Here is a 12,145-nt window from a genome sequence, read left to right on the forward strand (position 1 = left end):
GTGCGGACCGAACCTCCGGGGTGCGGTACCACAGGATTGGGTGACGCGCCCCCTGTTGACGTTGACTCATGCATGAGGATCTCCCTAGTCTCCATTCTGTAAGGAGTGTTCGAATTGAATAGCCGCGGTTTTCCTGCCCGGGTATTCGCATCCGGTCCTTCGCGCCCGGTCATTGATAAACAGGAAGGGATGGCAGTCCCTTGGCAGTTTCCGCACTCGCAGATTCAGCTCGGCCAACCCCCCATGATCTTGAATGTGCTCAGATCGAGCAGGCGGATCTTCTGTGCCAGTTCGACCAGCCCGGGGCCTGCGTCGTCTGCCTCGACCCGTCCCTGACGGTCCAGCAGGCGAATCGGGAGTTCTTCCGGCAGTTCGGCGACGACTCCTCCTCGAGCGTCTGCGGCCGTGACTTCTGCGACCTGGCACACCCCAGCGCGAGGCAGGCGCTGCACCGGCAGCTCTCCCGGCTGGCCGACGGCACCTGCCACCGGTTCGCCGGCCATGTGATCGTCGTCGGATCCCAGGGCACCGCCTTCACCTGCGCGCTCAGCGCCGTCGCCGTACGCGAGGGCACCTCGCACGTCGCCTCGCTGCTGCTGGTGCTGCGGCCCGTGGCGGGCGGCCAGGACCTGGACATGGTGACCAGCCGCAAGAAGATCCTCAGCGAAATCGAGGCGCGCATTCTGGAAGGAATCGCGGCCGGGCTCTCCACCGTTCCGCTGGCCTCCCGGCTTTATCTCAGCCGACAGGGCGTCGAATACCATGTGACGCGTCTGCTCCGTAAGCTGCGGGTTCCCAACCGGGCGGCCCTGGTCTCCCGCGCCTATTCCGTGGGCGTTCTCAGGGTGGGTTCCTGGCCGCCGAAGGTCGTCGACGATTTTGTGAAGTGATCCGCGCGATTTTGTGAAGTGATCCGCTGGGCGGTGACGCGGTAGATGCGGCGGCGCTCGGTTCGCACAGGGCCGAGGAGGGCCGCGCGTCACCGCGTCACGAGGGGCCCGAGCCGCGGGCGAGGCGCAGCACGCTGAACGCGGTGAGCGCCACATGCAACTGGGTGCGCTGCTCACCCGACTCCAGATCGCAGCCGAGCACCCGCTCGATCGCGTGCAGCCGCTGATAGAACGCCTGCCGTGACAGGTTCGCGCGCTTGGCGGCCACCGTCTTGTTGCCCGCCGCGTCCAGATAGGCGTGCAGGGTCGTCACCAGATCGGTGCCATGCCGCTCGTCGTGCTGCACCAGCCGGCCGAGCTGCCGTTCCACGTACTCCTGCACCCGCACATCGCCGCGCAGCGCGTACAGCAACTGCCGCAAGCCGATATCGCTCAGTTCATGGAACGGCTTGTCCGGCGTTCCCGGAACGGCGGCGTCCGCGACCCGCGCCGCCTGCTGGAAGGAGCGCGCGGTCTGCGACAGATCCGACACCTCGGAGCCCACGCTCACGACCGCGTCCGGATCGGACTCCCGTACGGTACGGCTCAGCCGCTCCACCAACGGCCGCCAGGGAGTGGCCGGGTGGAACGCCAGCAGGACGCCCAGGTGATCGCCGGGCACCACGCCGATCAGCACCGCGGCGCCGGCCGCGGCCATCTCCTCGGTCAGCCGCTCCTCCAGCTCCCCGGACTCCTCGCCGCCGGGCCCCCGGTCCAGGGTGACGAGCACGACGATCAGCCGCCGCCCCATGACCCGCATGCCCAGCGCCTCGGCCCGCGTCCGCGCCTCCCCGGCCGAGCGGCAGCGCTGCTCGACCAGGTCCAGCAGCAGTGTGCGCTGCGCGCGCCGCTCCCACCGGGTGTGCTGGGTCAGCCGGGCGATGGTCAGGGCCGTGGCCGTACGCTCCAGGACCATCGCGTGCTCGGGACCCACCGCCGGGACGCCCGCGGCATCCGGCAGCATGACCAGCCGCCCCCAGCGCTCGCCCCGGTACTCCACGGCCGTCACCAGCCAGTTCTCCGGACCGCGCAGTTCGGTGCGGTCGGGGGAGGGCGTGGCGCGGGACCGCCGCTCCCATTCGGCCAGCACCCCCTCGACGCCCTGGCCCGGCGGCCCGCAGATCACGGCCCGGTGGACCAGGTTCTCCAGCACCACCGGATGGCCGCTCAGCTCGGCGGCCATGCCCACCACCTCGTCCGGCTCGGCGCCGCGCAGGGTCAGCGCGGTGAAGGTGTCATGGACGTCCTGGGCCCGGCGCAGGGTCTCGATCTGATTGCCGATGATCATCGAGTGGACGATCTGGGTGACCTCCACGAAGTTCACGTTCCGCGACAGCAGGACCAGCGGGAAATCCCGGGCCCGGCAGGCGCTCACCAGCTCCGACGGCGGCTCGTGATACCGCCGGACCAGCTCGATGACCAGGCCCGCGGCGCCGATGTCGGCCAGCTCCTCCACATACCGGCGCACCAGCGCCGGGTCCTCCGGCAGGGGCATTCCGGTGGTGAGGACCAGTTCCCCGCCCTTGAGGAAGGAGGCCGGGTCGAGCAGTTCGGTGATGTGCACCCAGCGGACCGGACGGGACAGCTGATCATGGCCGGATACCACCTCCGGCCGCCCGGCGGCCAGCACCGGCAGCCGCAGCGCGTCGTCGAGGGTGAGCGGAGCGGAGCCGTTCATGCCGGTCACTCTGGCATCGCCTTGACAAAGTGTCCACCCGGTCCCGGTTGACAGAACGTCCATCCCGATCACCGGCCCGCGACACAATGATCATTGTCTTCGGCCGGTCCGCTCCCGCACGCTCGAAGCAGTCCCGAAGAAGTCCCGAAGCAGTCCGGTCACCGCCGTTCCGTGGGTGTTGGGAGAGATCATGACCAATCTGTCGCCGCAGCTCCGCCAAGCCACTCCGGTGGTCGCCGTCCGCGGGGAGGGCGCCTACCTCCATGGCGAGGACGGACGCCGCTATCTGGACTTCACCGCGGGCATCGGCGTCACCAGCACCGGACACTGCCACCCGCGGGTCGTCGCCGCCGCCCAGGAGCAGGTCGGCACCCTCATCCACGGTCAGTACACGACCGTCATGCACCAGCCGCTGCAGCGGCTGACCGCCAAGCTCGGCGAAGTGCTGCCCGAGGGTCTGGACAGTCTGTTCTTCACCAACTCCGGCAGCGAGGCCGTGGAGTCCGCGCTGCGCCTGGCCCGCCAGGCCACCGGGCGGCCGAACGTCCTGGTCTGCCACGGCGGCTTCCACGGCCGCACCGTCGCCGCCGCGTCCATGACCACCTCCGGGACCCGCTTCCGCTCCGGCTTCTCGCCCCTGATGAGCGGCGTCGTGGTGACCCCGTTCCCCACCGCCTACCGGTACGGCTGGGACGAGGAGACCGCGACCCGGTTCGCGCTGAAGGAGCTGGACTACGTCCTGCAGACCATCTCCTCGCCCGACGACACCGCGGCGATCATCGTCGAGCCGGTGCTGGGCGAGGGCGGCTACGTGCCCGCCACCGAGGGCTTCCTGCAGGGGCTGCGGGAGCGGGCCGACCGCCATGGCTTCCTGCTCATCCTGGACGAGGTACAGACCGGCGTCGGCCGCACCGGCCGCTTCTGGGGCCATGACCACTTCGGCATCCGCCCCGACATCCTGGTCACCGCCAAGGGCCTGGCCAGTGGCTTCCCGCTGTCCGGCATCGCCGCCTCCGAGGAACTGATGGCCAAGGCCTGGCCCGGCTCGCAGGGCGGCACCTACGGCGCCAACGCGGTGGCCTGCGCCGCGGCCGCGGCCACCCTCGATGTCGTACGGGACGAGAACCTCGTCGCCAACGCCGACGCCATGGGCGCTCGGCTGCGCGCCGGTCTGGAGGACATCGCCGCGAAGACCCCCGCCATCGGCGACGTCCGCGGCCTCGGCCTCATGCTGGCCAGCGAGTTCGTCACCGAGGACGGCGAACCCGACCCGGCGACCGCGTCCCGCGTGCAGCGCGCCGCCGTCGACGAGGGACTGCTGCTGCTCCTGTGCGGAGCCTGGAACCATGTGGTCCGGATGATCCCCGCGCTGGTCGTCGACGAAGCGGCGATCGACGAGGGGCTGCGCGCCTGGTCCGCCGCCGTGAGCGCCGGGACCGCCGGTACCTCCTGACGTTCGCCCTGTCACCCCCGGGAACCCCGGCCGCCGCCCGCCGTCCACGCGGGCGGCGGCCACAGAAGGAGATTGCCGCTATGTCTGCCCTGCCCACCGCTTCGTTCCCCGCAGCGGACGATGTCCTCGCGACGGTGTCCAAGAAGCTGTACATCGCCGGGTCCTGGTCCGACGCGGCCGGCGGCCGGACCATGCCGGTCGACGACCCGGCCACCGGCGAGGTGCTGTGCGAAGTCGCCGACGCGAGCCCCGCCGACGGACAGCGCGCGCTCGACGCCGCCCTGGACGCCCAGGAGAAATGGGCCGCCACCGCGCCCCGCGCCCGCAGCGAGATCCTGCGCCGCGCCTACGAACTCATCATGGAGCGCGCCGACGCGCTCGCCGCCCTGATGACGGCCGAGATGGGAAAGCCGCTGGCCGAGGCGCGCGGTGAGGCCGCGTACGCCGCCGAGTTCTTCCGCTGGTTCTCCGAGGAGGCCGTCCGCATCGACGGCGGATACGCCACCATGCCCGACGGCAAGAACCGCATGCTGCTCATGCGCCGCCCCGTCGGCCCCTGTCTCCTCGTCACCCCGTGGAACTTCCCGCTGGCCATGGGCACCCGCAAGATCGGCCCGGCGATCGCCGCCGGCTGCACCATGGTGCTCAAGCCCGCCCCGCAGACGCCGCTGTCCTCGCTCGCCCTCGCGGGCATCCTGGAGGAGGCCGGGCTGCCCGCCGGGGTGCTCAACGTCGTCACCACCTCCCGGGCCGGCGAGGTCGTCGAACCGCTGCTGACCGGCGGCCACATCCGCAAGCTGTCCTTCACCGGCTCCACCCAGGTCGGCCGCGTCCTGCTCGGCCAGTGCGCGCCCGCCGTGGTCCGCACCTCCATGGAACTCGGCGGCAACGCCCCCTTCATCGTCTTCGACGACGCCGACCTCGACGTCGCGGTCGAGGGCGCCATGACCGCCAAGATGCGCAACATGGGCGAGGCGTGCACCGCCGCCAACCGCTTCTTCGTCCACTCCTCCGTCGCCGCCGAGTTCGCCGACCGCCTCGCCCGCCGCATGGGCGCCCTCGACGTCGGCCCCGGCAGCCGCCCCGGCGTCGAGGTGGGCCCGCTGATCGACCGGGCGGGCCGCACCAAGGTCGAGGAACTGGTCGCCGACGCCGTCGCGCGCGGAGCCGAGGTTCTGGTCGGTGGCAGCACTCCCGAAGGCCCCGGCTGCTTCTACCCCCCGACCGTGCTCACCGGCGTGTCCCCCGCCAGCCGTCTCATGGAGACCGAGATCTTCGGCCCGGTCGCCGCCATCCTCACCTTCGAGGACGAGGACGAAGTCGTCGCCACCGCCAACAGCACCGAATGGGGCCTGGTGGGCTACGTCTTCACCCAGGACCTCAACCGTTCGCTGCGGGTGAGCGAGCGGCTGGAAGTCGGCATGGTCGGCCTCAACACCGGCCTGGTCTCCAACCCGGCCGCCCCGTTCGGCGGCGTCAAACAGTCCGGCCTCGGCCGCGAGGGCGGCCGCGTCGGGATCGACGAGTTCCTGGAGTACAAGTACATCGCCACCCCGGCGTGATGGGGCAGGGCCCCTTCCCCACCCGGCACCCGCCGGGCCCGGGGGGCGGGGCTCCTGCGGTCTCAGCCGGCCCGTGGCCGCCGGGCCCCCTCCGGTTCCGGTTCCTGCGCGTGGGGCGCCTCTCCGCGCCGGTGTTCTGGGCCGGGCGCACGCCTTGCGGCCCGTCCGGCGCTTGAGGACCGGGGCCGGGGCGGAGCCCCGGTTGCGGGGAGGGGGCGGGTAGGGGAGAAAGCCCCAGCCGGGAACCGCCACCGCGGGCGGGCCGTTGGCCTGGTGGATCCGCGGTGCGCAAGGAGGGGACCCATGGCCGAGCTGGTGCCCGGCGGCAACCAACCGCTGCCGGACGGCACGCTGACCATCCGCGTCCCGGGCCCCTTCGACCTGTCCGCGCTGATCACCGGCGATGACGGAAAGGTGGCGGGCGACGGCGACTTCGTCTTCTTCAACCAGCCCACCGCCCCCGGTATCCGAGTCGACGCGGGCACCATCACCGTGCGGCCCGGACAGCTGCGCCCCGGCGCGAGCCGGGTCACCGTCGTCGTCAGCCCCGCCGACCCCGGCACCCCGCTCGGCCGGCTGCCTCCGCCCGTCATGAGCGTCACCGGAAGCGGCGGGGCCCCGCCGGCCCGGTTCGCCCCGCCGAGACCCGGGGCCGAGACGGTGGTGCTGCTCGCCGAGATCTACCGGCGCGGCACCCGGTGGAAGGTGCGGGCGATCGGCCAGGGGTACGCGGACGGGCTGGCCGGGGTGGCGCGCGACTTCGGCGTCGACGTCGCGGACGACGGCACCACGGACGACCCGGCGGCGCCGGAGCCCCCACCGCCCGGCGGTGACGGGATCCTGGGGCTCGTCAACGCCGCCCGGTCACGGCACGGCGTACCACCCGTGGCCCTCGACCCGCGGCTCACCCGGGCCGCCGAGGCCCACGCGGCTGCCATGGCCGCCCAGGGCGCGCTCGGTTCGCAGGGCCCTGACGGGACGTCGCTCTTCCACCGGATCGCGGTCAGTGGCTACGCCCCGCTCACGGTCGCCGAGCACCTGGTCTCCGGGCCGCGCACCCCGGGCGCGTTCGTGGACTACTGCCTGTCCGGTGAGGAGCGCCGCGGCCCGTTCCGGGACCCGGCGGTCACCCATGTGGGCATCGGCCGGGCATCCGGCGCCGGAGACGTGTTCTGGACGGCGGTATGGGCGCGGCCCTTCACCGCGGACGGTCTGCGGCGCCTCGCGTCGGAGGTGATCGCGCTCACCAACGCCGAGCGCGCCGCCGCCCGGCTGGCGCCGCTGGCCCCCGACCCGCGGCTGACGGTGGCCGCGCAGGCGCACAGCGACGACATGGTCGCCCGCGACTTCTACGACCACATCAGCCCCGAGGGCCGCCGGCCCTGGGACCGGGCCGCCACCGCCGGGGCCACCCACCCCGGCATCGGCGAGAACATCGCGTGCGGGCAGCGCGGCCCGGCGGAGGTGGTCCGTGGCTGGATGGACAGCCCCGGCCACCGCGCCAACATCCTCAAGCCCGGCTTCACGCACATAGGCGTCGGCTACGCCACCGGCGGCCGCGCCGGCACGTACTGGACCCAGGTCTTCGGCGCGAGCCGGTAGCCGCCCGGGGAGCCGTCAGGTGACGGTGCCGGTACGGGACTCCAGGTCGCGCCGCGTGGCGTCGCCGTACACCCCGTCCTCGTCGCCGCGGATCCCGTACCACAGCTGGAATCGGGCCACGGCCTCGGTGAGTGTCCGGTCGTACCGGCCGTTGACCTGTCCGTCCCGGTAGACGTCGGGAATCTTCAGCAGACGGGTCTGGAGCTCGGAGACCTGCGGACCGCTGTCGCCCTGGCTCAGCACCCCGGCCTGGTCGCCCGGCGGTGCCGGGACCGCGGTGGTGGGGGCGGCGGACGCGGCCGGCGGGCGGCCGGTGTCGGACGCCGTGGGGCCGCCGCCCGGTGCGGCGGCGTTGATGACCGCGCCGCCGGGGAGGAGCAGTACGAGGGTGAGGGCGAGGGCGACGCCCAGCCCGACTCCCGCGACGATCAGCACGGCGGTCCGGGGATGGCGCCGTACCGTCGCGGGCGGGGGAGCGGCGGGCTCGGTCGGCGGGCCGACCGCGCCCCAGGAGTCGGACGCCGGGACGCGGGCATCCATCTCCTGGGTCTCGTCCTCGGCGAGCCGGTGTGCCTCCGGGGGGAGCGCATCGCCCGTTTCGCCCGGAGGCCGGAACAGATCCAGGTCCTCCATCCATTCCTCCACCGGCCCGTCCGCGTCCTCACCGCCCCCCGCCCCCGGACGGAAGATCGCGGTCGGCTCGATCACGTGACGCCCGCCGGTCCGGTCGGGATCGGTTTCGGCTGCCATACAGACCTCCTTGTGCCCCACGCCGTTCAGCGGGGGATACGGACGGAAGTCCGGGAAGACTCAAGCCGATCGCCATCCGGTGATCGCGGGGCCGTGACGTTCACCCGACTGCCGCGCCCGGTGCCGGGAGTCCGGAGGGAAGCGATACGGAACGGCCCCGGAACCCCGAAGGGAGCACATCGATGGAGCGGACCACATGTTGCGTGGTGGGCGGCGGTCCCGCCGGGATGGTCCTCGCCCTGCTGCTGGCCCGGGCGGGCGTGGACGTCACCGTCCTGGAGAAACACGGGGACTTCCTGCGCGACTTCCGCGGCGACACCGTGCATCCCAGCACCCTGGCGCTGCTGGAGGACCTGGGCCTGGCCGAGCGGTTCGCCGCGCTGCCGCAGCGTCATGTGCACTCCGTCCAGCTGCCGATCGGCCCGGACGGCGAGCTGTTCACCGTCGGCGATCTGAGCGCGCTGCCGGGCCCGTACAACTACGTCGCGATGGTGCCGCAGTGGGATCTGCTGAACCTGCTGGCGGACGAGGCCGGGAAGGAGCCGTCGTTCCGGCTGCGGATGAACACCGAGGCCACCTCCTTCCTCCAGGAGCGCGGCCGGATCACCGGGGTGCGCTACCGCACCGCCGACGGCGGCACCGGTGAGCTGCGGGCCACCCTCACCGTGGCCTGCGACGGCCGCGGCTCGCTGGCCCGCCGGCTGCCCGAGCTGGGACTGCGGGAGTTCTCCTGCCCGATGGACGCCTGGTGGTTCCGGCTGCCGCGGCACGAGGGCGATCCCAGGGGGCTGGTGGGCAACACCGGCGACCGCTTCCTGACCGCCATGATCGACCGCGGTGAGTACTGGCAGTGCGCCGTGCTGATCCCCAAGGGAGCCGACGCCACCCGGCGCGCCGGTGGTCTGGACCGGTTCCAGGCCGCGTTCGCGGCCGCCACCCCGTGGATGGGCGATCGCGAGCCGGAGCTGCGCTCCTGGGACGAGGTGAAGCTGCTGGACGTACGGCTGGACCGGCTGCGCCGCTGGCACCGCCCCGGGCTGCTGTGCATCGGCGACGCGGCGCACGCCATGTCGCCCGTCTTCGGCATCGGCATCAACCTCGCCGTCGAGGACGCCGTCGCCGCCGCCCGGCATCTGGCCGGACCGCTGCGCGAGGGCACCGTGGGCCTGCACGACGTCCGCGCCGTCCAGCGCCGCCGCTGGCCCACCGCCGCGGGCACCCAGGCGCTCCAGCGGATCGCCCACGCCCGGGTCATCGCGCCACTGCTCGCGGGGCGGTCACCGCTCGGCGACGGCAGGAGGCCGCTGCGGCTGGCGGAGGTGCTGACCCGTGCGCCCTGGCTCAAGCGGGCCCCGGCGTACTTCCTCGCGTACGGCGCGAAGCGCGAGCGGCCCCCGGTCTCCTCGCTGCTGCGCGGGGAGTGAGGGCGCGCACGACGGCCGGGCCGGGTGCGCGGATTCGTTTCCGCGCACCCGGCCCCGCGGGTCTCGCGGCTCGGAGGAGAGCCCGTCTCGGACGATGCCCCGTCTCAGACGATGCCCTCGGCGATCTCGGCCTCCTCACGGGCGGAGCCATAGGCGGAGGGCGTGTTGTACGAACGGCGGGCGACGAACCACCAGACGGTGGCCAGGACCAGCACCGCGGCCAGCGCGATCGACGCGTAGTTCATCGAATCGACCGTCACCGGGCTGGACTGCGGCAGGCAGAACAGCACCGTCACCAGCGCCACCCACACCACCGCCACCCAGCCGATCGGCTTGCTCCAGCGACCCAGGTGCCACGGCCCCTTGGTGAACCGGTCCCCGGCGCGCAGCCGCAGGAAGACGGGGATCGCATAGGCGGGGGTGATGCCGATGACGTTGATGGCCGTCACCGCGCCGTACGCGGTCTCCGAGTACAGGGACGGCAGGGCCAGCAGGCACGCCACCGCGACCGACAGCCACACCGCGAGCACCGGGGTCTGGGTGCGGCTGCTGACCCGCCGCCACAGCCGGGAGCCCGGCAGCGCGCCGTCCCGGCTGAACGCGAACACCATCCGGCTGGCCGCCGCCACCTCCGCGTTCCCGCAGAACAGCTGCGCGATGATGACGATCAGCAGCATGGCCGTGGCGCCACCGGTGCCGAGGGCGTCGATGAGGATCTGCGCGGGCGGCACCCCGGTGGCGCTCTTCTGCGTCCCGGCGTAGTCCTGGATGGCGAAGGTCAGCCCCGCCAGCAGCACGAACCCGGCCACCCAGGACACCCAGATGGCGCGGACGATGCCACGGGCGGCGGACACGGAGGCGTTGGACGTCTCCTCGGACAGATGCGCCGACGCGTCGTATCCGGAGAAGGTGTACTGGGCGAGCAACAGGCCGATGGCGGCCACATAGAGGGGATTCGACCAGCCGGTGTTGTTGACGAACTCGGTGAACACGAATTCCGGGGACTGGTGGTGGGACGGAATGATCGCCAGCGCGCCGACGATGACCGCGACTCCCGCCAAGTGCCACCACACACTGACCGAGTTGAGCAGACTGACCAGGCGCACTCCGAAAAGATTCAGTATGGCATGCAACAACAGAATGCAGACGAAGATAACCATGGTCGACTGTGGGGTGGGGGTGAACCCCCACTGCAAATTGAGGAGGGCGCCGGTGAATTGGGCCGCGCCGTAGTCGATACCGGCGATCGCGCCCAGCAGTCCCAGCAGGTTCAGCCAGCCGGTGTACCAGCCCCAGGCGCGGCCGCCGAGCCGGTCGGCCATGTAGTAAAGGGCGCCGGAGGTCGGATAGGCGCTGGTGACCTCCGCCAGCGCCAGGCCCACACACAGCACGAACAGCCCGACGCCGGTCCAGCCCCACAGCATGACCGAGGGACCGCCGGTGTCCAGCCCGAACCCGTACAGGGTCATGCAGCCGGACAGAATGGAAATGACCGAGAAGCTGATCGCGAAATTACCGAAGCTCCCCATCCGGCGGGCCAGCACCGGCTGGTATCCCAGCTCGCGCAGCCGTTGTTCTTCATCCTGCTGTGGTGTCGAAACGGAACGGGACCGGGGTGTGGACATGACATACCTCCGAAAGGGGAAACGGGGCGGTCGGCAGAGGTCGGAAGGATGGGGAAAAGGGATCAGCCGGGGGAAGGGACGGCTCAGCCGCCGTAGCCGGGTCTGTTTCCGCGGGCGCCCGCGAGACAGCGGGCCCGGGCGCGCAGGAACATGTCCTCGGCCTGCGCGCGGTCATTCGCGTCGGATGTGCGATAGGCCCAGGGGAGCGGGGTGAAATACGGTCCCAGCGCCTCGAAGACCCGGGCCGCCTCGGTGAATCGCAGCGCGCCCCACAGCGCGTGCGCCAGATGGTTGAGATCCAGCAGCGAGCTGGTCTCCGGGTCCGCGTGGTCGAACCAGAGGCGCAGCGCCTTGTCGGCGTCGCGCGCCGCGTCCTCGGTGGCCCAGTGCAGGTCCAGCGCCTTCTCGTAGCCCCGCTCCTCGCGGTACCGCTCGACGTGGACGTACAGCGGCAGCACATGCAGCGGGGAGCCCTCGGGCGCCCCCGAGACCACCCACTGAACGAAGTTGACCGCCTCGGCCAGCGAACCGCCCGCCCGCCGCGCGTACACGAACTGCAGCATGCGGTGGTACGCCTCGCGGTTGTGCGGATCGCGCCGGTCGGCCTCCGCCAGCAGCCCCCACGGACCGGGGAACAGCAACGGCCCCGGCGGGTCCGTGCGGTGGTCCGGAAGCCGCTGCTCCTTGTCGAGCTGGGCCAGCGCCAGCTGGCACACCCAGGGCACCGGGTCGGCCGGGGAGTTGTGCGCGGCCAGCTGGCAGGACTCCCACGCCTCCCGCCACAGCTCGCGGGTGCGCCGGTGCCCCTCGCGGTGGGCGCGCATGGTTCGCTCCACCACCACCCGGCCGTACATCACCAGCGCGGCGACGCTGTGCGGCTCCTCGGCGCGCCACGCCTCGACCACATTGGACCCGGCCGCCACCGCGGCCAGCACCTGCGTGCGCTGCGTCCACTGGGCCCAGGTCGGTGTCGCCGCCAGCAGGTCGCGCATGGATATCCACCGGCCCGTACGAACGTCCTGCACCGCGATGCGCAGTCCGCTGTCGTAACCCGCGGGGTGGTAGACGGGACGCAACACTTCCTCGGGCATCGGATGACTTTCGGACGGAGCGTGAGGTACC

Annotated in this window: 9 protein-coding genes; 5 read left to right on the plus strand and 4 right to left on the minus strand. The window is 72.1% G+C overall.

Annotated elements, in window-relative coordinates; genetic code table 11:
- The first annotated feature begins 281 nt into the window (after positions 1–281).
- Entirely contained in the window at positions 282–890 is a 609-nt protein-coding gene (locus ASC60_RS22320; protein WP_055553974.1) for a helix-turn-helix transcriptional regulator, read from the plus strand.
- 97 nt (positions 891–987) lie between these two features.
- Here ASC60_RS22320 and ASC60_RS22325 read toward each other — a convergent pair whose 3' ends face one another.
- Complete coding sequence (locus tag ASC60_RS22325) at positions 988–2,607, minus strand: PucR family transcriptional regulator (RefSeq protein WP_055553976.1); 1,620 nt, start codon at positions 2,605–2,607, stop codon at positions 988–990.
- Positions 2,608–2,797: 190 nt separating this feature from the next.
- Here ASC60_RS22325 and ASC60_RS22330 point away from each other — a divergent pair, with 190 nt between their 5' ends.
- From ASC60_RS22330 to ASC60_RS22340, 3 genes are all read left to right on the plus strand, one after another.
- Positions 2,798–4,060, plus strand: coding sequence for an aspartate aminotransferase family protein (locus ASC60_RS22330; protein WP_055553709.1), 1,263 nt, complete (start codon positions 2,798–2,800; stop codon positions 4,058–4,060).
- Positions 4,061–4,140: 80 nt separating this feature from the next.
- Positions 4,141–5,622, plus strand: a complete 1,482-nt coding sequence (locus ASC60_RS22335) for an NAD-dependent succinate-semialdehyde dehydrogenase (RefSeq protein WP_234357076.1) — start codon at positions 4,141–4,143, stop codon at positions 5,620–5,622.
- Between the two features lie 303 nt (positions 5,623–5,925).
- Entirely contained in the window at positions 5,926–7,224 is a 1,299-nt protein-coding gene (locus ASC60_RS22340) for a CAP domain-containing protein (protein ID WP_055553711.1), read from the plus strand.
- 15 nt (positions 7,225–7,239) lie between these two features.
- Here the strand turns inward: ASC60_RS22340 and ASC60_RS43055 are convergent, their stop codons facing one another.
- Complete coding sequence (locus tag ASC60_RS43055) at positions 7,240–7,974, minus strand: peptidoglycan-binding protein (protein WP_234357077.1); 735 nt, start codon at positions 7,972–7,974, stop codon at positions 7,240–7,242.
- Positions 7,975–8,156: 182 nt separating this feature from the next.
- Between ASC60_RS43055 and ASC60_RS22350 the strand changes: the two genes are divergently transcribed.
- Positions 8,157–9,398 carry an FAD-dependent oxidoreductase gene (locus ASC60_RS22350; RefSeq protein ID WP_055553713.1) on the plus strand — a complete coding sequence of 414 codons (1,242 nt, stop codon included), beginning with the start codon at positions 8,157–8,159 and terminating at the stop codon, positions 9,396–9,398.
- Positions 9,399–9,502: 104 nt separating this feature from the next.
- On the opposite strand, the gene ASC60_RS22355 is transcribed toward ASC60_RS22350, so the two are convergent.
- Both ASC60_RS22355 and ASC60_RS22360 read right to left on the minus strand, forming a co-directional pair.
- Complete coding sequence (locus tag ASC60_RS22355) at positions 9,503–11,023, minus strand: amino acid permease (protein ID WP_055553715.1); 1,521 nt, start codon at positions 11,021–11,023, stop codon at positions 9,503–9,505.
- Between the two features lie 83 nt (positions 11,024–11,106).
- Positions 11,107–12,114, minus strand: a complete 1,008-nt coding sequence (locus tag ASC60_RS22360; RefSeq protein ID WP_055553716.1) for a hypothetical protein — start codon at positions 12,112–12,114, stop codon at positions 11,107–11,109.
- Between the last annotated feature and the right edge of the window lie 31 nt (positions 12,115–12,145).

The organism is Streptomyces sp. NBRC 110028 (genome assembly GCF_001417735.1).
GTDB lineage: Bacteria > Actinomycetota > Actinomycetes > Streptomycetales > Streptomycetaceae > Streptomyces.

Coding starts and splice junctions, on each gene's coding strand:
- ASC60_RS22355 (WP_055553715.1), bottom strand. CDS start 11,023: ATGTCCACACCCCGGTCCCGTTCCGTTTCGACACCACAGCAGGATGAA.
- ASC60_RS22330 (WP_055553709.1), top strand. CDS start 2,798: ATGACCAATCTGTCGCCGCAGCTCCGCCAAGCCACTCCGGTGGTCGCC.
- ASC60_RS22360 (WP_055553716.1), bottom strand. CDS start 12,114: ATGCCCGAGGAAGTGTTGCGTCCCGTCTACCACCCCGCGGGTTACGAC.
- ASC60_RS43055 (WP_234357077.1), bottom strand. CDS start 7,974: ATGGCAGCCGAAACCGATCCCGACCGGACCGGCGGGCGTCACGTGATC.
- ASC60_RS22325 (WP_055553976.1), bottom strand. CDS start 2,607: ATGAACGGCTCCGCTCCGCTCACCCTCGACGACGCGCTGCGGCTGCCG.
- ASC60_RS22335 (WP_234357076.1), top strand. CDS start 4,141: ATGTCTGCCCTGCCCACCGCTTCGTTCCCCGCAGCGGACGATGTCCTC.
- ASC60_RS22340 (WP_055553711.1), top strand. CDS start 5,926: ATGGCCGAGCTGGTGCCCGGCGGCAACCAACCGCTGCCGGACGGCACG.
- ASC60_RS22350 (WP_055553713.1), top strand. CDS start 8,157: ATGGAGCGGACCACATGTTGCGTGGTGGGCGGCGGTCCCGCCGGGATG.